Origin of the sequence: Chryseobacterium sp. R2A-55, from assembly GCF_021401085.1 — a bacterium.
Taxonomy (GTDB): domain Bacteria; phylum Bacteroidota; class Bacteroidia; order Flavobacteriales; family Weeksellaceae; genus Kaistella.
The window spans coordinates 53,159-76,873 of sequence record NZ_JACBFP010000012.1 but is presented as its reverse complement, the minus strand read 5'-3'; the positions used below and the strand labels follow the sequence as shown (position 1 = coordinate 76,873).

Sequence of the window (23,715 nt, the reverse complement as noted above, 5' to 3'; positions counted from 1 at the left end):
TGGTTATTTCTGCTTTTTGAAGTTTACGTAATTCAATAACTTCTAAGTCATTTTCGCCAAGTTCTTCAACAGCATCATCGATGCTTTTAATTCTTTCGGTAACGTCTTTTGGAAGTGGTGCGAATTTTACTGTTCCGCTTTTTTCATCGAAAGATTCTACTTTGAAGCCTTCCGGAATTTGAATTTTTAGTGTGTTCATTTTTAATGATTTTGTTTTTTTAATTCTTTAATAGCACGTCTGACATTGGCAATTTCACGGATCATCACAGCGCATACGGCGCCGCCAATGAAGTGGATGATTCCGAACAGTAGTAGTGAATTCATTTATAATTTGATTTTAAGATGTTTTGTAATGCAAAAATGATCTTCGATAATTCCGTGCGGTTCATTTCCTTTAAAGGCAATTTCACCGGGCTTCTGTCGCTTTTCAGCCAACCGCCCAAACGCTGCAGATCCACAAAATGCGGATTGGCTTCCTGAACCCAGCCGAGCTGATGACAAAGACTGAGCACCGTCTTGTGCTGTGTATTGTACTTATCAAACAATGCCCAGGAAGAATGATCCAGTGTTTTTCCGGTGTTAAAAAAATAGATCAGTTCATCAGCCTGTAATCGGTTAAGTTCTGTAATGGAATTTACTTCCACTCCCATCATTTCGCTGATCGCTTCCAGCCGTTCTTCCCGGTTTCGGAATTTACCGCTGCAGATGGTTTGCAGCTGCTGGATTTGTGGTTTAGTGATTGTTGACATAAGGCTTTTAAATTATAATGGAGGTTTATAAGGTCTCCGGCATTTACCGGAGACCTATTGTTATTAATCTTCTTTTGGCAGTAAAAAGGTGAGATCTACAGTTTCCGGAAGGTTCACGCCGGTGATCGAAAGCGGTAGACTCTTTTCAACGCCTGAACCGTCGGTGAAATAAGCTTCGATAAACCACTTTGACAGTTTCGGGCGGTAGTTGTTTTGGATTACTTCCACGCCGCGCTGTAAATCACTATCCGGATAATCACGGTCTGCAATCTGTCTGAGCTCGAGAACTTTTTTACTGTCCAGATCTCCTTTGGTGTTTTTCTGCAACAAACGGGTGATGGCTCCGATAAGTTTTTTTGAATTATCATCTTTGGCCAGCGTTCCTAGGAACCGGTGTACCATTGCCAGTCCGTAACCGGCATCATCTGAATATCCGTCGGTAATCCGGTAACCTAACTTTATAGATTGCGAACCGAAAGTAACGGTGTGGCTCTGTTGGTTGCTCTTCACGCCCATAGTTTCAATCTTCAGTTTCAGATAATCGATGAAGTCCCGGAATACTTTTTCTTTGGCTTTGGCCAGATTGTCGGATGCTTCCTGAAGTAAGGAAAACGATGCGGGCACCACTTCTTTGGCGATATCTTCCAGCGCCTGAAGGTTCTGTGCGCGTTCGTCTTTTTCCTTTTTTTCCAGCTCGCGCGCCTGGGTGATGATTGCTTTTCTTTCTTCCGGTGAAAGTTTGGTAATATCTACTGTCATGTTAAAATGTATTTATAGCCATTGCAGCTGTGGTTAATATTCGTTTAGCCTCACACTCTTTATTGGCAAACTTTGTCAAATCAAATATGATTTCAATCGGATTGCCTTGTGCAAAAAGTATAGTTGGACGCTTATTATCGTCGTTGGAATAGGTGCAAAAAAGCGTAGAACCTTTCGGGGCGTTTTTTACAAGTGCTTCAAACTGTTTTTCAAATTCTTCTGGTGTCATAAATCGTTTTTTTTAAAGTGTATTGTTTAGAATAATTAACTGTCTTTTGTGTTCTCTGAGTTCTTTCAGTCGGTCGTGGAGCTGATCGTAATCGGCTTTATCTTCAACCGTTTCCATTGCTTCCTTCGTGGTGCGGATCATCATATCCAGTACCGCTTCTGTGTATGGGAATTTTTCATTATCCATCGGTTTCTTCCGGGATTGGTTGATTTAATAATTCCAGCTCTTTTACAAAGATTCCATTCTGTTCTTCCGAACTTTCAATCTGGTTGATCATGAGCTGTGCCGCCTGTTGCAGATTGCAGTTTCGCAGATTGGTGAAATGTTCACCATCAAATGCCAGGAAAAGGCACGGAACTTTAGCATCACTCATTTTTTGAAGGATGTCCTTCACTTCTTGTTTTAACTCTTCTGTCATAATTTTTAATTGAGATTAAATTGATATTTAGGTTTTGTTCTCTCTTTTGGTTTTACAGTTCGGATCAGCGAAGCCGGATAATAGTTCTCGAGATCCATCGCGAAGTCGTACAGAAACTTGTAGTAAGTTTTGGCAGAATCCTGTATCTGGTTCATCATGTATCCGCCGTATTCATTGACCATCCTGTTTTCTACCAGGATCTGCCACTGTTTGTTGTAGTATACGAATAGGCTTTCGTTTGAAATCAGGTCGCGGTCCTTATGAAAGAACTTCATCGCCATAGCTTCACACCAGGTCACAAAAAACTGATGAATCAGGTTATCGTAACCCCAGTCGTTGTAACCCAGCGCTTTTTTTACCAGCGTTCGGTTTGGGTTGTTTGGGTTGGTGATTGTTTTCATTGTTGTGAATTGTTTTTTTTACTTAATTATATCAGATCCGTGAAGGATCATTGCTTTTTCTTGGTCGATAACGAACTGTCCGCCGGTGGTTCTGCCGCCTACTGTAGCAACCAAACCTTGCACTCTCACAATTCTGTCCGCCATTCGTTTGATCATCTTTGCTGTGGCGGTGTAAGGTTCACCACGCTCTTCATGCGCCAGGAAGATGAAGAGTTTGTCCGGGTTTTCTTTCACCAGTTCCTGCAGACCGCCGTTCTTTAGTTCATCGCTGTAAAACGTCACGTTGTCGATGAAAACCAGTTTCGGTGCGTAGCGCTTTTTAAGCGATTCCCGAAGCTCCGCAAGTGGCAGATAACCGTAGGCTTTGAACTTCTTGTTTTTGGGGTCAAAATGCGCCCTTTGGATCACTTCCTGGAAAGTTAATCCTAAACCCTCCTCAGCTGAGATATAAAGCACCGGTTCAAGTGTGCTAAGGAATTGAGCCAGCAACATGGCGAACCACGTTTTTCCCTGCTTCTCTTCGCCGTAGATGATCCAAACCTTTCCGGTTCTTTCCGGCTTCCCGAAGATTTCCAGCCAGATACCCACGAGTTCCAGGATCTTCATTTTCCGGCTCAGAATGTTACTTACTGTGTAGGTCCTCATTTACGCCGAAATTTTAATGAGCGTTTCTAAATGACGCAGTGTAGCTTCTTTTTTAAGACATTGTTTAACCAAAGTTTCTACCGGTTGGGTTCCGGTGTGGTTGGCGGTGGCAACCTGCGTAAGCAATTCACTGTAAAATGCCTGTTTATCAAGTACGCCATTGGGCGTAAGCTGAATGAATTCGTCTGAAAATCGGCTGAATATTTCAGCAAAACCAACTTTCTTGTTATTGATCCCTTTCTGGATCTTGTTTCTCAAACCATCGGCACCCATCATCAGCCATCCGCAGTTACCGTCGCAGGAGTTCCAGAGTTCTTTCAACTCCAGAAAGGCGGTATATTCCAGGTCACCAACTTCATCCAGAATAAAAACAGGAGTTTCGAGTTGATTGATGTAATACTTCAAATTCTCTTTTACATCCACGTACTTTCCTTTGTTATCAATACCGAGCGTTTTTGCGAAATGTCTCACGAATAACTGTTTACTTTTCGCCTGTGAGCAATCGATGTAAAAAGCGTTTCGCATGGTTTTTACGATGTTTTTTGCGCTGAAAGTCTTACCGATACCACAAGCATCCACAAGGACCATAGAGCGCGCATACTGCTGACAGAACTGAATACTGCTTTCGATTTCTGTATATACTTTGGTTCGTACCACTTTCCAGCTGCTTTTCTTATTGTTCACGCCCAGTTCTCTGCCGATCTGCAGCCATTGGCTTGGTGAGATAAGTCCGTCGATTTCGCCTTTATTCAGTCTGCTGAAAACAGCTCCATTAATTCCGTAGATCTTTGCAAACTGGCCGTCCGTTCCGCCGAAATTTGGGCGGCGTTCGAGTAATGCCGTTCTAACCTGCTGTTTGTACTCTAATGATAATTCCATGTTGTGTAATTTTATTGTTATTTAAAGAATGAGTTTTGCCAGCTTACAGATGGCACCATGGCCATTTTTTCAGCTTCATCGGTATCTATGATTTCAGCGTCTGTGGTTTGTGGCTGGAACCGGTTGTGCTCCATGCCCGGGATAAAGAATCCGTTTTTTGGTTCTGGTTTCGGCTGCTGGAAGATGTTGACTTTCATCAGTGCTTTTTCCTGGTGACGGATAAAACCTTCCACGGTGGAAACATAGCTGCTCTGGATCTCGCGCGCTTCATCATCAGCTGCTGTCCGTTCAATGACCGCTCTATTGTATTTCGGCATTTCCTGCACTTCGCAGATGAATCTGCCTTCATAGAATGCGAGCGCTTTCATCACGTTTCCGGCGTTATCATCAAGCCAGTAAATGTCAATTTCTTTCCCTTCAATTGATTTCATGACGTTAATCAGAGGTTCACCCAAACAGATCTGTCCGTTCTGCGCAATGGCGCGGGCTTTACCCTGTAATTTGATATATCCGGTGTTGCAGGATGATTTTTGGTGATATCCCAGGAATGGAAGGATCGCTTTCCAGTTGGTGGGCTTCAGTTCCGGGTGTTGGTTCTGCAGGAAGTATTCCCATCGGGTAACTGAAGGATCCTGAGAGTGTGGTGAGTTATTCCAGGTGTACAGATCCTGAATAGCGCCTTCCACAATCTGATCATAAGGAATCTGCGGAACTGCTTTCGCTCCCATCTGGTTACTTTCAGATTTGGCGTGCGGTCTGGCCAACCATCCTTCACGCTGTTTCTCAACTTCGTAACGCAATGCACCGAAATAGCGTTCAATTCGCTTCCCTCGAGCGTTATTCGCTTCGATTCGAACATTCTGGAACATATATCCTTCCTGTAGAAAAGTGTCGGTGAAACTGCTGTTCAATGCGCTTTCAGCTTCAAGACCGTCCGGCAAGTTAATTCCCCATTCGGTGTAATTGCGGACCATCTGTCTGTAAAACTCTGTGATAATGCCTTCTTTTGTTTTGCCGTAAACAAAAACAGTGAAACATTCAGACGCGAGATCAATTCCGTTATAGAACCAAACCCGGTTACCGTCAAGATCTTTGAACGGCGGGTTCCTGTCATCGATGGAAATAAGTGATCCTGCGAATTTTGGTCGCTCCAGTTGATGAGGCGGTTTAAATTGCCCCATATACTTTTGGCGGTCGCCGGATCTCTGCTTGTAAGTTGCCGCTTTGTTTTCCCAGGAAGACAGATAAAGGCGCACTGTGCTTTCAGATAGTTTTGGGAATCCTTTTGGATCGTAGATTTCACCGGTATCTTCGTTGTAAACCTGTGCATATCCATTCAGGAAGGCTTCATAAGCTCTGTAAATCTCGGTTGCTGTTGGTTTATGCGAAATATTGGCAAATAATCCGTTAAGTATCGCTTCCGTAACATCATCCACAATTCTGGCATTCTGTTTTCGTTTTCCTTCGATATCTTTAATGATCGCCGCGAAATTGTAAGGGTAATCATTAAATGACATTTCAAACTCGTTTAAAGCTTCTTTAAAACGGGTTGGATGCGTCGGCAGATTGTGCTGAATTTCGAATCTTTTTAAAAGTATCGGATTGAAAGAATTGCTTTCCTCACATAGGAATGTATTAAGCCCTTTCAGCGACATTCCTAATTTCAAACGCTCGATCTGGTGTTTTTCACGAAGCTTCAGAATACTGATCAGTACACTTGCATTCGTAATATAGCGCTGCTTTTCATCCGGGCTAAGATAAGATCCGTCTGGGCGCGTGAAGTTGGTATAAAAATCAACTGCCACAGAATCGGTTTTGTAGAAATACAGCAGATTGTGTTCTACTTTGCGCGGATCACCCAGTTTCTGCTGGATGTGATTGGGAAGTGAATCGAAATCGATCACCAGTTTCCTGCTTTTACCGCCGCCACGCTGTAGCGCTTTCACGCCGAACGGATTGTTTCGGTTTCGGCTGATCTCCACCGACAGGCACGCCTGGTTCTTCCAGAATTCCGGAATAAGCTCTTCCGGAAATACCGCGACAGTATTTGTATGGTTCCAGAAATGTGGCATAGCTACACGGATAATTCGTTAGTAAAAGACTTTGTACTGGTCCAGGTGATCAGACCACGTAATATAGAGTGCTGGGTTCTTACTTCCACTTTGCTCCCATTTAATGGGTAAAATGTGTGTCTTTTGAATGAGTAAATGAATTTCATAGCGGGTTATTTTTAAAGTTTTGTAAAGCCTGTTTTGTTGGGTTACACAGCTCGTGGTATTTCTTGGCGATCGTGTCGGCGGTTAAGCTGTGTTTTTCTTTTCGGATGCATTGCCTAACGAATTGTGTGGATACTCCAAACTCCACAGAAATCGCATTGATGATTTCTGTATTGTAGGATTGTCTTTTTTTTGTAGGTTTGTCTGTTTTCATTTTTGTTTCAATTATGAAGCAAAGAAAGGAATATATTTCCATTTAAAAAAATAAAAATGGAAAATATTTCCACTTTTTATATAAAAATACACATGTCATGACCATCGGAAACAGAATTAAGGAAGCCAGAGAGCTGGTGAAACTTAGCCAGAAAGAAGTCGCCAACAGGCTTGAAATGGATCCTTCACAATTTTCTAAAATAGAAAAGGGTAAGGTCATGCCTACGCTATTGCAAATTGTGGAAATAAGCAAGATTTTGAAAAGATCCCTGGATTGGCTGGTCACCGGTGAGGCTCCAGAAGCGGAGGAACAGCAAATAGACTATAAAAACTTATATGAACTGGCCAAACAAAACAATGTGCTGCTAAGCCAGGTAATCGATTTAAAGGATCAGCTTGAAAAACTGAAATCAGAAAATATCAGTTTACAAAATAAAAGATCAGAGGCGCAAAAAGCTTATTCTTTGGTTGCTGAACCTACACCTAAACTAACAAAAGGATCCAAGTAACACATCTTTTTTATTCTGATGGTCTTTATTAATTAGTATAATACATTGATAATCAGCACATATACATATTAATAATAACTAAAATACAATGCAAATAAGAGCATCCAAAACCGCTTTTTATGCTGTTTTAATGGGTTATTTGCAGTAATAACGTTTGTTTCTGATTGCTTTTTTACTGTTAATTGTTAATCCAAGTGTTAATCCAAGTGTTAATCCACTGGAATTTACTTCCTTTTTTTTGAAGCTTATTTTCTGCGGATCACTTGCCGTTTTTTTTAGCTATCTGGAAAAAAAATAGTCTCAAAACAGCAGTTTTAAGACTTTAAATGGTAATATTAGTACCTTTGGCGGGAATATTATAGCAGATAGATTTAAACGGTAATTAAATGATGTTTAAAACGGTAATAAAATGGTAGCAAACAGTCATATTTTTACATTTCGTTTCATCCAACATTCAAAGCAAAAATACCCCGAAAGTGCTTTAAATATTGGCTTTTTTGGCTTTTTTGTTTACTGTTATATTATTACAATTAGTTTAGAGGGGTGTACATTAATAACTTTTTCATTTTTAATATTTTTTTGGTTGTATCGATGAGGTTTCCATTTTTGTGCCAAAAAAAATCTGCTCATTGAGAAAGGGCAGTCCCATTTCTGAAACTGCCCTCCATCATTATTAACATTAAAAAAACTAAAATTATCGCGATGTGAATCGCATTCCGGAATTTCCACCGGAGTTTTGTGGAGTTCTGAATCCGGCACCGTCGTTGCTCCTCAGATTCGGACTTTTTTCTATTCTTTTTTCTGGTGCGGTGTTTCTGATGGAACTTTCTTTTGTTTCCACATCATTTCGAAAACTACCGCTCCCGGTCCTTTGTTCACCTCTTGGTTGCGAACCTTCGTTTAACCTGAAACCTCCAGTTCCCGAATCATTTCTGAATCCACCGCTTTTGGTACCTGATTCTGTGCGCGGTTCCATGCCGGGAATATTTCGGAAACCTCCATTTTGGCCGGGATTGGTATCGTTTCTAAATCCGCCGTTCTGGTTTCCAGTTCTCGGTGCATCACCAATTCTAGGAGAGTTGCCGTTTTTTGTTCCGTTGATGGAACCCCAATTTTGTTTTGGTTTATCTGCGTGGTAGCGGTCCCGATCTACTCGATATACATTGATGTTGATTTTCCTGTATCTGGGAACCACATATATATTTCTGGCATAATGTCTTGCCCTGTAATTCTGGTAATAAACTACGGGACTATAACCGCCATAATACCTATTTTGGAAAACCACAAAAATTCTAGGTCCTAAAATTCTTTCCAGAGCATAAAATCTGTCATAATACCACCGGTCCGGATTGTACCTGTAATACTGATCCCAAGCGGAAAAAGACGGAAACATTTGGTTCAGATAGATAATTTCGCGGATTTGCCAAGGCGCCAAACGATAGGTGGAAAAAAATCTATTCCAGTTGACCGCATTGATGCTCCTTACATAATCGTTATAACAGGACTCATAATAGGAGTTGGTATAATAATCCGAAGGATACTGGTAATAATAATCGTCTGGAAAATAATACGAATCTTCCTCGTCACCGTAATAGCCGTGGTTTTGATTATTATTTCCCCCACCATAGTTCGGATAAGAATCCGGATAATTCTGTGCGGAAATCAATGTCACTGCCAACATTGAAAGTCCAAGTAGTAATTTTTTCATAGTATAAGAATCTCTTTTAAGCATTTTACTTTCCTCATTAGAAAAACATGCCAAATAATTTCCTTCAAATCTCCGCGAATTACCTTTAATAAAGAATTCGCTGGAATTTCCATTTTATTGGATTGAAAAAGAAAAAGGAAGTTAAAACCAAAGTTTCAACTTCCCTGAAAAATAATTAATGATACTGATAATCAGAAGATAAAACATTCTTCACTGAAGCCTGTTTTGAAGAGTATATTTAAATGTTTATTAAAAATATTTTGGTATAAAAAATCTAAATCCGGTTCGACTCCACTATCCAGGAAGAAATCTTACGGTTGAAATCATCTTGTTTCACTAAATCTTCCAAATTCAAATGCATTCGGTATCGCCAGTAATGTGGGAAAACTGCCGGTTCGTTGATCCTCTCGTTTTCCATTTCCGGATTGGCCAAATGCGGATCCGTTGCAAAATATTCCTGAATCGGGAAAACAGCGAGCATGGCCTCATTGTAGAGATGCTGCTTCATGATCATTTCCGCCAGTTCCGGCTCCAAATTCCAAGGCGCAGTTCCGTATTGTCCCAATTGTTGGTTGAAGTACTTCTGGGTCAAAGTCCGGTCTTCATGCCACCACTGACGAAGCGTGGAACTGTCATGCGAACTTGCGGTTACCACATTCATGTAACCGACATTTTTCGGATTATACCACGGACTATTATCAGAAGGCATTCTTTGAACTTTCAGTGCGGTAATTCCCAAACGGTCCATCACCTGTGGAACACAATCTGGAACGAGTCCCAAATCTTCCCCACAAATCAGCATATTGGTGGAATTCAGAATCATTGGAAGTTTCTCCATGGCGTTTTGGTACCACAATCCATCCTGTCTTTTGAAGAAATAGTCAATGTACAAATCATAAATCGCCTGCTTTTCGCCATCGCTCAGGTATTTGTAGGAATCAGTCTTATCAATATTGAATCTTGGGTGGTACACCAATCCTTCATTTCCTTTATCTTCCTGCAGGAAAAGCACATTTGCACAGAGGGAAATCAGCTGGTCCTCCAATGGATGAGGGTTTTCCTCGAAATAATCCTTCAGTTTTCTTTGCGTATCGAATTCTTCTTTTAAGGAATAAGTCCCGTTAAAGTGGCTATGCATAAACTCATTATGAATCGCCTCCCTTTCTTCGCCGAAATAATCACAAAGAACCTGTTCATTGATAAAAGGTTTGCAATATCTTTCATAATTAAAAGGAATATTTCTGGCATGAAATTCCTCCATTTTTACCGGAACTGCCGGATAAAAATATCCCAAAATTCCCTGAGTCGCGCTCATCGGCATTCTCCAGATCCTGAAAAAACCAAGGATGTGATCGATTCTCATCGCATCGAAATACTGTTCCAGTGCCTTGAACCTGTTTTTCCACCATTGGTAGCCGTTTTCCTTCATTGCCTCCCAATTGTAGGTAGGGAATTCCCAATTTTGACCCAATTCTGTGAACTGATCCGGTGGTGCTCCTGCCTGAAAATCCATGCCGAATAATTCCGGCTCGGTCCACGCTTCCACGGAATATCTGTAAATCCCGATCGGCAAATCTCCCTTCAGGGAAATTCCCAAATTGTGGGTATATTCCACTGCGTCTTTCAATTGCAGATGCAACTGATATTGAATCCAGGAATGAAGCATTGCCTCCTCATAATCTTTGCTTTTCGGACTGAAAAAGGAGGCAACTTTACCGGCGATGTATTTTTTATGTGTTTTCCAGACGTTGAAATTTGGTGTCTTATATTTATCTCTTTGTACACAAAATGCGGCGTATGGAAGCAGCCAACTTTCTTGATCCTTAATGAATTTTTTAAATTTTCTATCCTTGAGGATTTCTTCTTTCGCCTCCTGAAAAACCGCTTTTGCATATTTCCATTTTCCGGAAATCATTTGCTCGTAATCAATCAGATCCAGAGAATTAAGTTCTGCTTTCTCGGCCTTAAATCCTTCAACTAAATCCTTCGGTAAAGAATATTCTAGATTTTCAAGGGAGAGATATTGCGGATGAAGCGCATAAACTGAAATCGCAGCGTATGGATAGGAATCGGTCCACCTGAAATTGGCGGTTGTATCGTTGATCGGCAAAATCTGGATGAGTGAAAGGTTGGTTTTCTTCGCCCAATCTGCAAGTATTTTGAGATCCGGAAATTCACCTACGCCGAAACCGTGTTCACTCCTCAAAGCGAAAACCGGTACAGCCACTCCGGCTGCATGATACATTTCGTAAGATTTGAATTTGTAAAAGTGGTCGGCTTTTATGTGAAGGGTGTTTTTTTCCGAATTAGCCAATGCGAAACGGTTGTTGCCATATTCCAAGTCGAAAACCTTCCCGGTATCCGTGTTTAGTAATCCATATTTGTATTGGATGATTTGATTTTGGGGCAATTCCACAGCAACTTCCCAAACTCCGAAATCTGTTTGCGCCATCGCTACTGCATTAAGCCATTCCCAATTTCCCAACGGTTCGCAATTTCCCAGGAGGACCACCCTCCAATGGGTTTTATAGATTGGAGCTTCCAGCCTGAAAAGATGAGTGTGTTTTTTCAATACGGAAACTTTTTCGGGTTTGAAACCCTGCCAATTATTTTTAAGGATTTTATTGTTCAAATAATTTTCCGGGAAATTTTTCAGATTCCAGTAGTCATAAATAGCGAATTCGCTGTAACTGTGGGGCAAATTGAGATGATGAAGTGAAAGTTCCTCGTAAAGGATGTTTCCGCCTTCGTCCGTGAGTTGATATTTGTAGGAAATCGTCTTGGAAAAATAATCTACTTCCGCTTTCCAGTTTCCGTTGTCGGTGTATTTTAGGAAATGGATTTTATCGTCACTTCCCTCTTCCATCACCAAAACCTGCAATTTCTCGCCCAGTTTGGTTTTGAAGTTGATATTAAAATAAAGTTTCATCTCGAAAATTTAAACATGCTGTTTTAAAGGTGCAAGTTACAAAAAAACACCATCAACCGATGAAAAAACCAGCACATTTTCAATGTATTAAACAAGGTCTATTATCTCATTTTCAGACAATTACAACCACAGTTCCATAACACACAGAAATACAGAAAAAAAGCCCCTCCAAATGAAATTGGAAAGGCCATTTTACAGATTGAATTTTTTTTAAAATCTATTCCACATAGATCTTTTTACTCATAAGTACTTGTCCGTTTTGATCCAAAACTGAAACCACGTAAATTCCAGATTTCAAATTATTCAGATCAACGCTCTGCGGATTGATTTTCTGGATATTAGAAAGCGTTTTCTGCAAAATCCGCACCCCTGAAAAATCATAGACTTCCACGGAAATATTGCCGTGCAGCTTCTTACCGTCAATTCTCACATTGATTTGATCTTCGGTCACTTTGGTCGGATAAATATCAGAACCCGTTGCAGAAACCAGGTTTAATTTTTCACCGATTAAAAATGGACTTGCCAAATCGTAAATTGGCAGTTTCAGGTTTCCCGCGATGGGTTTCGCCTGCAAATCTGTGATGGCAACTTCATACATCTGTTCCCCTTTTGCACTTGCTACCACCACATTTCCTTGGGAATTGACAGCGGCTCCGTTCACCGAATAATTTTCAGGAAGCCCGGAGGTTTTACCGATGAATTGGGCAGTCATTGATTTTAATGAAACTTTAAAAACATTTCCGGACGCCGAAAAGACATAAAGATTATTCGCCAGATCCGCTACAATATCTCCCCCGAAACCTTTGGTGACAACCTTTAAAGAATTTTCTCCATTTGCGGAATCATCTTTTACCATTCCTAAATCCACCGAAATATATTTCCCGTCTTTTCTGGATATCTGAATCAGCTGAGAACCGGAATTGCTCATCGCATAGATATTTCCATCGGCACCAGTTGCCATTCTAGTGATGTGGGAAGCCAAATCGCAAGAAGTAGTTTTGATGGCCTGACTTTCAACCAAAGTAATGTTTTTTGATTTTTGGTCTAAAACATAGATATTTCCTGAAAACATTGGAATATAGATCAATTTTCCGTTGGCTTGGTCATATGCTAGAGAAGCCATGGAAACTGCTTGCGAATTGTTGAACGTATTTTGGGTTTCTGTCACATTTCTATTCTGAACCTGGGAAAAAACCTGAGGTGCAGATTCCGAACTGAAAATGATTTGTCCAGAAATACCATGGTTCACATCAATTGCACGGAAATCACTAAACTGAATCGCCTGAGAACTTTTCCCGGTAAGCGCATATATATCTTGTTGGGCAAAAATGCCTGCAGCAAATGCCAACATTGCTAAAGTAAAGAGTTTTCTTTTCATAATTAATTGTTTTTAAAGTTGTGATTTTGAGAGAACTAAGTTAGGAATTATTTTAAAGTGCTGTTCGATTATTTTGTTAAATTTGAAATGAGGAATCATAATATTTCTGTAACTAACAACTACGAAAAATGCCTCAATCTTTCAATTGAGGCACCGTTTTATCGCATTTTTGTCTTTAACTCAAACTATAAGTTGTTCCATCCCTTCCATCTTTCAACTCAATTCCTTCAGCGAGCAACCGATCACGGATTTGGTCGGAAAGTTCGAAGTTTTTGGATTTCCTCGCCTGATTTCGGAGTTCGATTAAAACCTGCAATGCCTGATCGAGTTTTTCATTGTTGTTTTCCTCGATGTTTTGTAAGCCGAGAACTTCAAACACGAAATCGTGCATCAGTTTTTTCAGCTCCTGCAAATCTTCTGAAGTGATGGTTTCTTTTCCGTCTTTTAACTTAAAGATGAAATTTACTGCCTCGAATAAATGAGAAATAAGTATTGGCGAATTGAAATCGTCGGTCAAAGCATCGTAGCATTTTTCTTTCCAGGATTTTAGATCAAAACTGGAAGAACCTGATAGCTGAAACGTAAAACCTGAAACCACCTTCACCGCTTCCATCAATCTTTGATATCCTTTTTCACTTGCCACCATTGCTTCGTTGGAAATATCCAGAACGCTCCGGTAATGAGCCTGCATGAAATTGAAACGCACGATCGCGGGATGAAACGGCTTCTCAAAAAAGTCATTGTTCCCGGAAACCAATTCCATCGGCAAAATATAGTTTCCCGTGGACTTGCTCATTCGCTGTCCGTTCATCGTCAACATATTGGCATGCATCCAGTAATTAACCGGAGTAGTTCCATTGCAAGCTTTTCCCTGCGCGACTTCACATTCGTGATGAGGGAATTTCAAATCCATTCCACCACCATGGATATCGAAATTTTCACCTAAATATTTCGTTGACATCGCGGTACATTCCAAATGCCATCCCGGAAAACCTTCTCCCCACGGAGAATTCCAACGCATGAGATGTGCCGGAGAAGCTGATTTCCACAATGCAAAATCCTGCGGATTTTTCTTTTCGTTTTGTCCGTCCAAATCTCGGGTGTTGGCAAAAAGTTCATCGATGTTTCTCCGGGAAAGCTCGCCGTAATTCAGTCCTCGTTTATTGTATTCCAACACGTCAAAATATACGGAACCGTTGCTTTCATAAGCGAAACCGCTTTTGATTAATTTTTGGGCCAGTTCAATTTGTTCCAGAATATGTCCGGTTGCGGTCGGTTCAATCGTGGGTGGAAGCAAATTGAAAGTATCCAAAACCTTATGGAAATCCACGGTATATTTCTGCACGATTTCCATCGGTTCGAGTTTTTCCAGGCGGGATTGTTTCACGAAACGGTCATTGTCCACATCGCCATCATCGGTCAAATGTCCTGCATCGGTAATATTTCTTACGTACCGAACTTTATAACCGAGAAAAGTTAAGGCTCGGTAAATAAAGTCGAACGACATGAAAGTGCGTACATTACCGAGATGCACATTGCTGTAAACGGTGGGTCCGCAAACATACATCCCTACATTTTTTTCGTGGATGGGTTTGAAAGTTTCTTTCTCGCCGGAAAGCGAGTTGTATATTTTTAGGTTCATTGTTTTTAGTTTCGGGTTTCAGGTTTCAAATTGCAAGTTTTATATCCACAACTTGGAACTTGGAACAAAAAAATTTAGTCAAATTTCGCGTGGCTTCCCACATAATGCAGGAATTCTTGTCTTGTAATGGGATTGGTTCTGAAGATGCCGCTCAATTCTGCGGTTATCGTAGAACTTGCCGTATCTTTTATGCCACGACAATTCACACAAAGGTGTTTCGCATCGATGATACAGGCTACATCTTTAGTTCCGAGTGCTTCTTTCAGTGCATCCACAATCTGCATGGTCAGTCTTTCCTGAACTTGCGGACGTTTTGCATAATAATCCACAATCCGGTTTATTTTCGAAAGTCCGATCACTTCACCATTAGAAATATAGGCAACATGCGCTTTCCCGATGATGGGCAAGAAATGGTGTTCACAAAACGAATACACTGTTATGTCTTTTTCCACCAACATTTGCCGGTACTTATATTTGTTCGAAAAGGTGGAAATTCCCGGTTTGTTCTCCGGTAAAAGTCCACCGAAAATTTCATTGACGTACATTTTCGCCACTCGTTTTGGAGAATCTTTCAACGAATCGTCGGTCATATCCATTCCCAAAGTTTCCATAATGGCGCGGAAATGCTCCTGGATGATTTCAATTTTTTCTTCGGGCGATTTCTCGAAGGCATCTTTCCGCAAGGGAGTGTGGTCTTTTCCGGTAAAGAGGTCGTCGTCATTTTCGAATTCTGGATTCATATATTTAATGATGAAAAGGCAAAATTAGGGATTTTAAATATTAAAATAAAACTGGGGCATTAAAAGCATAGGCAGATTATTTGAAAATTAATAAATGAAGAGACCAGCAAGAAAAAAAAAACTCAGAATCGAAATCCTGAGTCTTGTTATTCATTAAAATCCGCCTTGTCCACTGAAAGTAAATGTTGCCGTCAAACCAGCCCGAATGGAGGACAATGGGAAAGATGTGGAAATCTTGTACCTCGTCAATAACTGATCGTAGAAAAGACGCAGATTCAAGTTCCTGGACATATTGTAATCCGCTGAAACTTTTATGCTCATCATTCTTTGTCCACCGGTGATTTGTGAATCGCTTTGCAGAATATTGGTAAGTCTGGTCTCGCTGTCCCTCAACGAGAAATCGGCACGCATGTTCAAATCACTTTTGATGGTTCGCTCTTTTCCTTTGAATGAAACCTTCATCGGCAAATCTTTCAAGATGTATCCAAATCCGAAAATATATTCCTTCCCGATATCTTCTGTCAAGGTATGGTTGATAAGTCCTAACATCACCGTTCGGTCCCGGTTGTAGGAAACCCGGAACTGCATATTGTTCCTCATGGTGACATCTGCTCCGATGAGCGGTGCAAAAGCTTCCACATAACCAACCTGGCTAAATGAATACGGATTGTAGAAATCACCGAAAGAGTCGCGGTTTGGACCGCCGTTATTCTGGTAATTGTAGTAATTGATGCTGCTCTGGATTCCACTTGCGGTATAGGTAGAAGTATATCCGTGCAGGATATCAAATTTTGAGAATTGGCTGTTGACGACCGGGATATTTTTCAATCCAGAATAAACAACCCTCCAGTTTGGAAGTGGGAACCCAGATTTCTTGGCGTCGGTAACCGGACCATTCGGAGTTTTTCCTTCCACGGCCGCCTGGAAAGCAGGAACCAAAACATAAGCATTTGCCAGGGAATGACCGTCTGTGAAACCATCAGGATTCACTGCACCTCCCATCTGCAATGAGATATGTTTTGCATTGGCAATCAGATTGTCATAGATGGAAGTACCTCCCGAGAAAGAGGTTCCGAAAGTCCACGCTGTTCTGGAATAGGAAATAATGTCGCTTCCAAAAGAAAACTGGAATCCTTCCTTAATGGGATCTGCATCTACGTTGTAACCACCCTGTACAAAATTGCTGTTGTAATTCTTCATCACATTCAAATCAATTCTGAAATCGTTCACCGGCATGATCTGCACATTGGCAAGGAAATTTTGATTTTTCATCTGAGAATACGGATCGTTCATGTAATTCGAATTGGAAATCCATCCATTTTCAATGACCGTTCGCCGAACATCCGCCTGCGAACCGAGAAGGAATCCATAAGTCGGACCACCAAGAGTCTGTCCGTATCCAAAGAAATTAGGTGCAGAAAGTAAACCGGGAAGCACCGTTCCATTATTTTCGTTGTAGGAAATGTCGAGTTGCTTAATTGAAGTCAAAGCATAAGCAATACTTTGAAGAGGGTTCAGCTTGTTTTTAAATTTATAATTTTTAAATGTTTTTTTGGCGTTTTTCTTTTGCCACATTGCGTTATAGGCATTGTTCAGCGAGTCTATTTCCTGTTTTCTTTTCTGCATCTTCGCATTCATTTTCTGGAAATACTTGAATTTGCCGAAGAATTTTGGCATATCCACAGAAGCGGTTCCGATGATATTGTTGGTATTTTGACCGATACTTCCCAAACTTTCCGGCTGATTGGTATCCGGATTAATAAACTGGGTCATCACAGTACTTCTCGCGTTCCAGTTGTAGGTAAATCCATAACCGATTTCTGCATTCATGAAATCGAGGTACGGCAAATATTCAAACGGAAACTTGTAGTTGAGCTGCACTCTGTGGTTGTAAAGCACCGGTCTTCCTGCCCTGAATGGATCGGCAAAAATGGACTTGTCATTCATTTCCAGTGGATTCACATTGTCATTCAAGGTTCGCATTGCCGAATTGATTTCCATCTTCAGTGATTTGGTAAAGTTGAATCCCAATCCATACTGCCACCCGAAAAAGAAGTTCCTGTTTCTGATGACATCAAACTCGGTTCCCGCATTTCCACTCAAAATGGCTTCTATATTTCTAAACTGAAGCTCGTTGTAATTACGGTCAAGTTCAGTTCTGAAGGAAAGCCGTGAAGGAACTGGGTTAAGATTGAATTCTTTAAACCATCTTAGATATTTCGCAGATTTTGCGGTATCGCTCACCATTTTATTGAACGGACGAAGAACCCAAGGTTTGAATGCATAATTATAGTCAATATATCCTTTCAAATACTGTCTGTAATTCTTTTTGGTATACACATCCCTGAAATAATCATCATTATAAACCACCGTTGCAGAGAGGTTTTCCACGTCATAGAACTTCGGTTTCTTATTTGGGTTCATCCTTTCTTTACGCATATTTACCACACCAATACTTCTCTGCTGGGTAAAAGTTCTGGCCACTTTTTTCAGCTCATCTTTGTTTAATGCTTTATCAAAAGTTACGTCATTATCCAAAGGATTGTATTTAGGATCCTCGATGGTTTGGGTGTAAGAATAATTCACCGGGATCTTCACGCCCATTTTTTCAGGCAAGAATTTATCTGCATTCACTGAAGTGTTGATGGTGAAAGCTGTATGAGCGGATTGTGATCTTTCCGAAGGTTTTTCCGTGATCGCACCAAATCCTACGGTGGAATGGGAAGCATTGGCATTCACGATGGCAAAATCACCGAGGTTAAAGTTTACACTCGCATTTCCTGCCCATCCCCCTTTATTTTCAATTTCAGAAAGCCGGATTTCATTGACCCAAAGCACCACTTTTTTGGACAAAGTCTCATCTTTGTTCCGTACACCCAACATGATGGTGGTGACATTTCCTAAACTAGGACGCCCTTTGATATAAAGTTTCTTGTTGGGATCAATTGCGCCAAATTCCGCATCTTCACTTCTTTGGTCGATGGCGTTCGGCGTATTCTGGTCTCTTCTCATTTTCGCGTCCACGAAATTTTGAATTTCCAGGTTCACCGTGTTTTCCAGCGGCCAAATTTCAAGTGGTGATCTTGCAGTTTTGGACGTATATTTTAAGGATGCTTCATATTCATAATAGTTGTCTGTCGCATCACTACCGAACCTGATGAAGAATTTGGCATCTGGATCATATGCGGAGGAAGCCACATCTAGCAGGTTTTCTGCATGCACGAAAAGCTCAAGTTTCTTATACCTTCTCATGTCCAAAGCCACATTTTTGAAAACACCTCTTGAAGTTTTCGCCATCAAAGGAGCCGCCTTCATATAGAGTGAAGATTCATTTTGTCTTTGTGCCCCGGAATTTCCGCTCAAAACCTGTCGGTCAATTCCCGGAGGGAGTACGTAAGGAGGTTCATTCAAACCGTTTTCTTCCAGGTTTACACTTCCCACATCCAAATTTTGATCGTCCACCATGGTGGTTCCCTCCGGATCCGGAAGGTTGGTCGCGATATCTTTGGTATATTTTCTCCAGTCGCTTCTTACCAAATCCAAAGTACCGAAACGCAGGGTCGCTTTTTGCTCAAAACCTGTCAACAACATTCTGGCGAATCGCACATTATTAAGAATGGAAGGATCGGCAACTCCCCCCACTGCATTTGGATCAAATTGACTCACAGGAACCCTGAAAAGATACCATTTATTGGTTCCGGTTTGTCCGTTTTGGAATTTAGATTCCACTTCTTTCACATCCACGATAAAGTTTTGGCCCAAAACCATATTGCCTTTATCTAATTTGATTGTGTACTGGTTGTAGTTTTCGTTCTGATCCAGATTGTAATCACGGTTCACATCTTCCGCATCGGGAGTTTGGGTGGAAACTTCCAAGGAATTGGATTGCGAGTTTCCTTCCGGACCCCTGAAATATTTGTATCGTTCTGTCACAGATGAAGCCTGATCGCCCTGGAATTTGTTGGATAAATAAAATACGAAATCATCGGAAGCCGGATCCTGATTATTGGTTACAGGGTTCACAAAATCAGTTCCAAATTTTGCAGCCTCTCCTGCAGCATCCAGTCCGTCGTATCCTAAATCCTGTGCGCTTCTTTCGGCTCCTTCGGTGGAAAACGCATAAAGAATCGGAAATTGGTTGGGCTGCGTTCCCCAATTGGTCGTACTGGTATTTGCCGGAATATTTGGAGTTGGCAAACCATTTTCATATTGAAGTTTTCCATCTTTCAAAACATCTTCTGAAACATTTCCTAAATGCAGCAAAAGTTTCGGATTGGTTCCAAAGGTATTTCCATCCGCATAAGGATCCATCATCCAAAATTCCACATATTCAATATTTGAATTGATAAAATTGGATACAGAAACCGCCCTCATCAATCCTCCCCATCTTTGCAGCGGAGATTCATTTGCTTTATTGACGTTGTAAGGTCCTCTTTCATTTGGAAAATAAGAAATATCCAAAGTATTGGTGAAAATCTGCTCGCCTGCCACAAAATCCCTGCTATTATAGAGTTCCCTCATTTGCACCCGTCTGGAAGCATGGTTGGAAACTGCCTGTGCATTGATTCCGTTTGGCGCACTTCCACCAACACCGTAAAATCTAGGGTCAATATTGTACCAAGTCAGCAAACCTCTTCCGTTTCCATAATCCAGGTTGTCATTGAGACCTGCATTAGAGAAAATAGGTTCAGGATTTTTCTCAGGTTTTGAAGCAAGCGCCCATAATCCAGGTTCTTTCAATGATATTTTAGAAGTAGTTTGTTCAAAATCATCAATATACGACTGGTCATTTGTTCCTTTGCTCTGTCCCGGGATGAGATAGGCGGCTTCGGCCATGAAGTTTAGGTTGGATGGAGCTTCCGTATTGATCAGTGGAATCTTATCCGTCAATCTGGTCAAGAATGGCAATTCATTATTATACAGCACATTAAATCCGGCCATCGTGTTGTTCACCGCTTCCTGACCGAAATTCACTTTTTGGGTTAAAGGAGTTTCGGCATAATTGACCACGGTTCCACCAATGGTAAGGTGTTCGTTGAATTTTCGTTCTAAGTTCAGTCCCAGGAATCGCTTTCTCTGTGTATTGAAAGTGAGCTGGTTTTCCAGGGAAATGTTGATGGCCTGTCCGGATTGTTTGACTGCCTCATTGATGATATTCACCGATCCCAACATATAATCCACCGTATAGTCTATTCCTTCCTGAAGGAGCACTCCGTTTGCAGTTACTTTAACCGAACCTTGCGGAACGTTGATTGCACCGAGCGAAATTCCGCTTCCCTGTGAACCTTTGTAGCGACCCTCCATGGTATATCGCAAAGCGAGGTTGTTTTGGGTGGCAACCTGCTTAAGCTGGTCATAGAGGTCATTGAACACAAACTTCGGATCATTGCTTCCCAGCATGGTTTGCAGATATTCCCCAAATGGTTTCTTCTTGGTGAAGATTACCTTTCCATTTTCGGGGTCAATAGTGATATTGGGCACAAAGTCGAAAATTCCGTCGCCAGTGGTTCCTCCGTTTTGCTGCAGGTCACCATTGATATTCAACCGGTCCCAGTTGAACAATTTCAGCAAGTTTTGTCCATCCACTTGCGGGTTTCCTGATGTGGATGGCAAATAATTAACCTTTCCATTCTGGGCATCACGGTAATAAACATTGAGCAAGAAACCATCAGCAGACACGGCATTTGAATTGAGTGAATAAATATTCTTCATCATCAAATTCCACATCGGCGAAGTGGTTTTCACCGTAGTGTTAGGTTTCAAAACTTTGGTAATCAAAACCGAGCCGTCTTCAGAAAACTCCCCGACTTTATACACCTTGCTATCTCCATTTAAGGTATAGGAATAGGCGATCGCCAACAATTGATTGTCATTAAGCCTCTGATTAAGAGAAAGGTAACCCAGCTGCGGATGAAATTTATATTCGTTTGTATTGAGTTTTCTTGCTTTACGGTTAAAGATGAATTGTTCGCCGTCTGTATAGGTTTCCGGAACACCGTTTGCATTTGGAAAACTCTGTCCGTTTATGGCATTGTAAGCAGTATTGACATCACGAATTGCCGGTCCTAAGTTGGCAATACTTTGGTAAAGGTTGTTCTGCGAGTTATCCGGATATCCACTGACGCCTTCCCCTAAATCACGGATACCGAGGATTCCTTTCTGATCCTGAAGATTCCCTGAACCCTGGTCCAAAACCCATGCTTCAATTCTGGTGATATTGATTCTGGAATTAACTTGCGGATAATTCAAAAGTGCATTATCATAACTATTGAAGAAATAATGCCCCATGAAATAGTGCTGATTATCCTCATAATCAATTGCGTTCAGCTTGAAAGTGTTCATCACGCCGCCTCCCTGTGCCACAATTGTGCGGGCTTCACCCTGCTGTTGGGAAAAAACCACGGTACCATAGGTTTTTCCCAGCTGAAATTCGGTTTTCAGACCAAAAAGAGATTCCGATCCACGGATTAAACTGGTGGATAGGGGCATATTCACATTTCCGAATTCTACCCGCTTGATGATTTTATCCTCTCCTCCTGTAGTTTTATCATTCAGGCCTTTGCTCATCAAATCCTTCCATGTTCCTTTTGCCTGCCAAACCAAATTCATTTTGTTCTCGAAGGCAAATCCACTTTGGGTGTCATAATTGGCTTTAAGCTGCAGATTCTCACCCACTTTTCCCAATAATCCCAACTGAATTCTCTGCTGAATGTCTATCGCAAAACTGGTCCGGTTCTGCGGCAAAATTAATGGATTGTCTATTTTTTGATAAAGGATGCCCAAATCGAAAGAGGCGAAACCCTGTGGAATCAGCTCTATTTTGGTACCTCCAAAGATGGTTTCGAAAAGTTTATTCTTAATATTTAAAGTCGGCAGAAGTCCCTTCTTCACGGCATCAGTCTGGTCTTTTCGGTAACCCAGATTATTGAGTGCCGATTTTTCTTTGTAGTAAGCCGCCAACTGATTGTTCAATACATATTGATGATATTCATCAGTCGTCATGGAAACGGGTGTTCCTACCACCATGTTGCCTACTTTCGGGTAAAGAATATACATCCCACTGTGAACATCATAGAATGCTTCATAGTGAAGGGGATTTGGCAGGGGAAAATCCCGGCGGACTGATGCACTGTCTGATGGTTTTACCTGTGCAAACACCGAAGCAAAGGAAAAACAAAGAAATAAAAATGCGAGTACTTTATGCTGAAAAATAGTTTTCTTCTCCAAATGTTAAATATTTTTTAATATTTGTTTCACCAAATCCTCCACGGAAAAAGCGGGATTTTGCTTCAGAATTCGGTCTGCAATCTTTTCGCTCATCTTCTTTGGAATCCCCAAAACCTCTAATGCAGATAACGATTCTTCTTTCACTTTATTATCTGCAAATGTAGAAATATTTTCATCGGAATCTTTGAATTTTTGGACTTTATCACGCAGATCGACAATGATTCTTTCGGCCGTTTTTGTCCCGATTCCCTTTACTTTTTGTAAAAGAGAACTGCTGCCGGAAAGTATAGCCGAAGAAATCTCATCAAGTGAAAGCGAAGACAGCATGATGATGGCCGAAACAGGCCCCACTCCATTAACACTAATTAACAGATTAAACATTTCCTTTTCCGAAATTGTGTTAAAGCCAAAAAGCAGATGAGCATCTTCGCGGATAATCTGCTGAATATGTAAAAAGGTGGGCTGTCCTAAAATCAATTTTTCGGAAGTCTGCAAACTGATTCCTACGAAATAACCCACTCCGTTCACGTCTATTACGACTGAAGTAGGGTTGAGTTGTTGCACAATTCCTTTGAGGGAGTATATCATATGTGTCGAAATGACAAATATAGTCAAACTTATTTGAGTTTTGATCAACCAAACGAAGATTCGTTTTCTGAACTTTCAGACCACTATGATTTTGAAGACTCCAAAAACCACAATGATTTTCCCGGAATAGGTTTGCCGGCTCCATTCACCGGGAACTGAAATTGGCAGTTTGAGCCCTTCATTTTTTTGGGCATCCACAATTAATCAGTTCTGGCACCGCTTTCCTTACGTGTTTCCGCCAATAATTTTGATGGGGATCAACAACACATCCACCATTTTTGCCGAAACAAAAACTACCGGAAAATTTTTCCACGAATCGTCGAAACATCAGCTGTTTTCAGCCGATCGTTCGCACCCTGTTTTTGCGCTGCGAATTACAACCAGGCTGCCTTATTCAAAAATCCAAATTACTGAATCGTTTCTTTTTCTGGGGTAAGGTTGCGAAAAGCGTAAATGGATGATGAAGATTCCTGCTTAGATGAGCT

General features: G+C 41.1%; 20 protein-coding genes. 1 reads left to right on the top strand and 19 read right to left on the bottom strand.

Going from position 1 to position 23,715, the window contains the following annotated elements:
- From L0951_RS12300 to L0951_RS12250, 12 genes are all read right to left on the bottom strand, one after another.
- The coding region (locus L0951_RS12300) for a hypothetical protein (RefSeq protein ID WP_234111552.1) at positions 1-199 on the bottom strand (199 nt) is incomplete at its 3' end.
- 2 nt (positions 200-201) lie between these two features.
- The gene (locus L0951_RS13730) at positions 202-324 is read right to left on the bottom strand and encodes a hypothetical protein (RefSeq protein ID WP_262486488.1); all 123 of its coding nucleotides are present in this window, start codon (positions 322-324) and stop codon (positions 202-204) included.
- Positions 321-749, bottom strand: a complete 429-nt coding sequence (locus tag L0951_RS12295; RefSeq protein ID WP_048500489.1) for a hypothetical protein — start codon at positions 747-749, stop codon at positions 321-323. Before L0951_RS12295 ends, L0951_RS13730 begins: the two co-directional genes overlap by 4 nt.
- Positions 750-812: 63 nt before the next feature.
- Positions 813-1,508 carry a DUF3164 family protein gene (locus L0951_RS12290; protein ID WP_234111551.1) on the bottom strand — a complete coding sequence of 232 codons (696 nt, stop codon included), beginning with the start codon at positions 1,506-1,508 and terminating at the stop codon, positions 813-815.
- Between the two features lies 1 nt (position 1,509).
- Positions 1,510-1,737: a hypothetical protein gene (locus L0951_RS12285; RefSeq protein ID WP_234111550.1), complete on the bottom strand. Its 228-nt coding sequence runs from the start codon at positions 1,735-1,737 to the stop codon at positions 1,510-1,512.
- A gap of 12 nt (positions 1,738-1,749) precedes the next feature.
- Positions 1,750-1,923 carry a hypothetical protein gene (locus L0951_RS12280; protein ID WP_160304069.1) on the bottom strand — a complete coding sequence of 58 codons (174 nt, stop codon included), beginning with the start codon at positions 1,921-1,923 and terminating at the stop codon, positions 1,750-1,752.
- A complete protein-coding gene (locus L0951_RS12275; RefSeq protein WP_048500791.1) occupies positions 1,916-2,155 on the bottom strand; it encodes a hypothetical protein in 240 nt (79 codons plus the stop codon). Before L0951_RS12275 ends, L0951_RS12280 begins: the two co-directional genes overlap by 8 nt.
- 5 nt (positions 2,156-2,160) lie before the next feature.
- A complete protein-coding gene (locus tag L0951_RS12270) occupies positions 2,161-2,556 on the bottom strand; it encodes a hypothetical protein (protein WP_048500814.1) in 396 nt (131 codons plus the stop codon).
- 18 nt (positions 2,557-2,574) lie between these two features.
- A complete protein-coding gene (locus L0951_RS12265; protein WP_048500789.1) occupies positions 2,575-3,201 on the bottom strand; it encodes a hypothetical protein in 627 nt (208 codons plus the stop codon).
- Positions 3,202-4,080: an ATP-binding protein gene (locus L0951_RS12260; RefSeq protein ID WP_234111549.1), complete on the bottom strand. Its 879-nt coding sequence runs from the start codon at positions 4,078-4,080 to the stop codon at positions 3,202-3,204.
- A gap of 17 nt (positions 4,081-4,097) precedes the next feature.
- A complete protein-coding gene (locus L0951_RS12255; protein ID WP_234111548.1) occupies positions 4,098-6,152 on the bottom strand; it encodes a hypothetical protein in 2,055 nt (684 codons plus the stop codon).
- Between the two features lie 142 nt (positions 6,153-6,294).
- Entirely contained in the window at positions 6,295-6,510 is a 216-nt protein-coding gene (locus tag L0951_RS12250) for a hypothetical protein (RefSeq protein WP_234111547.1), read from the bottom strand.
- Positions 6,511-6,607: 97 nt separating this feature from the next.
- On the opposite strand from L0951_RS12250, the gene L0951_RS12245 reads away from it, so the two are divergent.
- Positions 6,608-7,018: a helix-turn-helix domain-containing protein gene (locus L0951_RS12245; RefSeq protein ID WP_234111546.1), complete on the top strand. Its 411-nt coding sequence runs from the start codon at positions 6,608-6,610 to the stop codon at positions 7,016-7,018.
- A gap of 694 nt (positions 7,019-7,712) precedes the next feature.
- Here L0951_RS12245 and L0951_RS12240 read toward each other — a convergent pair.
- The 7 genes from L0951_RS12240 to ruvA form a co-directional block, all read right to left on the bottom strand.
- Positions 7,713-8,726: a hypothetical protein gene (locus tag L0951_RS12240; RefSeq protein ID WP_234111545.1), complete on the bottom strand. Its 1,014-nt coding sequence runs from the start codon at positions 8,724-8,726 to the stop codon at positions 7,713-7,715.
- Between the two features lie 274 nt (positions 8,727-9,000).
- Positions 9,001-11,655 (bottom strand): 4-alpha-glucanotransferase, encoded by a 2,655-nt coding sequence (locus L0951_RS12235; protein WP_234111544.1) that lies wholly within the window; start codon positions 11,653-11,655, stop codon positions 9,001-9,003.
- A gap of 217 nt (positions 11,656-11,872) precedes the next feature.
- Positions 11,873-13,033 carry a T9SS type A sorting domain-containing protein gene (locus L0951_RS12230; protein WP_234111543.1) on the bottom strand — a complete coding sequence of 387 codons (1,161 nt, stop codon included), beginning with the start codon at positions 13,031-13,033 and terminating at the stop codon, positions 11,873-11,875.
- Between the two features lie 175 nt (positions 13,034-13,208).
- Positions 13,209-14,675 carry a cysteine--tRNA ligase gene (gene cysS, locus L0951_RS12225; protein ID WP_234111542.1) on the bottom strand — a complete coding sequence of 489 codons (1,467 nt, stop codon included), beginning with the start codon at positions 14,673-14,675 and terminating at the stop codon, positions 13,209-13,211.
- Positions 14,676-14,749: 74 nt separating this feature from the next.
- Entirely contained in the window at positions 14,750-15,415 is a 666-nt protein-coding gene (gene folE, locus L0951_RS12220; RefSeq protein WP_234111541.1) for a GTP cyclohydrolase I FolE, read from the bottom strand.
- A gap of 153 nt (positions 15,416-15,568) precedes the next feature.
- Positions 15,569-22,642 carry a cell surface protein SprA gene (sprA, locus tag L0951_RS12215; protein ID WP_234111540.1) on the bottom strand — a complete coding sequence of 2,358 codons (7,074 nt, stop codon included), beginning with the start codon at positions 22,640-22,642 and terminating at the stop codon, positions 15,569-15,571.
- Positions 22,643-22,645: 3 nt separating this feature from the next.
- Complete coding sequence (gene ruvA / locus L0951_RS12210) at positions 22,646-23,230, bottom strand: Holliday junction branch migration protein RuvA (protein WP_234111539.1); 585 nt, start codon at positions 23,228-23,230, stop codon at positions 22,646-22,648.
- Positions 23,231-23,715 lie beyond the last annotated feature (485 nt).

Excerpts from the sequence above, each read along its gene's own strand:
- L0951_RS13730 (WP_262486488.1), bottom strand. The coding sequence starts at position 324 with ATGAATTCACTACTACTGTTCGGAATCATCCACTTCATTGGCGGCGCC.
- L0951_RS12295 (WP_048500489.1), bottom strand. The coding sequence starts at position 749 with ATGTCAACAATCACTAAACCACAAATCCAGCAGCTGCAAACCATCTGC.
- L0951_RS12290 (WP_234111551.1), bottom strand. The coding sequence starts at position 1,508 with ATGACAGTAGATATTACCAAACTTTCACCGGAAGAAAGAAAAGCAATC.
- L0951_RS12285 (WP_234111550.1), bottom strand. The coding sequence starts at position 1,737 with ATGACACCAGAAGAATTTGAAAAACAGTTTGAAGCACTTGTAAAAAAC.
- L0951_RS12280 (WP_160304069.1), bottom strand. The coding sequence starts at position 1,923 with ATGGATAATGAAAAATTCCCATACACAGAAGCGGTACTGGATATGATG.
- L0951_RS12275 (WP_048500791.1), bottom strand. The coding sequence starts at position 2,155 with ATGACAGAAGAGTTAAAACAAGAAGTGAAGGACATCCTTCAAAAAATG.
- L0951_RS12270 (WP_048500814.1), bottom strand. The coding sequence starts at position 2,556 with ATGAAAACAATCACCAACCCAAACAACCCAAACCGAACGCTGGTAAAA.
- L0951_RS12265 (WP_048500789.1), bottom strand. The coding sequence starts at position 3,201 with ATGAGGACCTACACAGTAAGTAACATTCTGAGCCGGAAAATGAAGATC.
- L0951_RS12260 (WP_234111549.1), bottom strand. The coding sequence starts at position 4,080 with ATGGAATTATCATTAGAGTACAAACAGCAGGTTAGAACGGCATTACTC.
- L0951_RS12255 (WP_234111548.1), bottom strand. The coding sequence starts at position 6,152 with ATGCCACATTTCTGGAACCATACAAATACTGTCGCGGTATTTCCGGAA.
- L0951_RS12250 (WP_234111547.1), bottom strand. The coding sequence starts at position 6,510 with ATGAAAACAGACAAACCTACAAAAAAAAGACAATCCTACAATACAGAA.
- L0951_RS12245 (WP_234111546.1), top strand. The coding sequence starts at position 6,608 with ATGACCATCGGAAACAGAATTAAGGAAGCCAGAGAGCTGGTGAAACTT.
- L0951_RS12240 (WP_234111545.1), bottom strand. The coding sequence starts at position 8,726 with ATGAAAAAATTACTACTTGGACTTTCAATGTTGGCAGTGACATTGATT.
- L0951_RS12235 (WP_234111544.1), bottom strand. The coding sequence starts at position 11,655 with ATGAAACTTTATTTTAATATCAACTTCAAAACCAAACTGGGCGAGAAA.
- L0951_RS12230 (WP_234111543.1), bottom strand. The coding sequence starts at position 13,033 with ATGAAAAGAAAACTCTTTACTTTAGCAATGTTGGCATTTGCTGCAGGC.
- cysS (WP_234111542.1), bottom strand. The coding sequence starts at position 14,675 with ATGAACCTAAAAATATACAACTCGCTTTCCGGCGAGAAAGAAACTTTC.
- folE (WP_234111541.1), bottom strand. The coding sequence starts at position 15,415 with ATGAATCCAGAATTCGAAAATGACGACGACCTCTTTACCGGAAAAGAC.
- ruvA (WP_234111539.1), bottom strand. The coding sequence starts at position 23,230 with ATGATATACTCCCTCAAAGGAATTGTGCAACAACTCAACCCTACTTCA.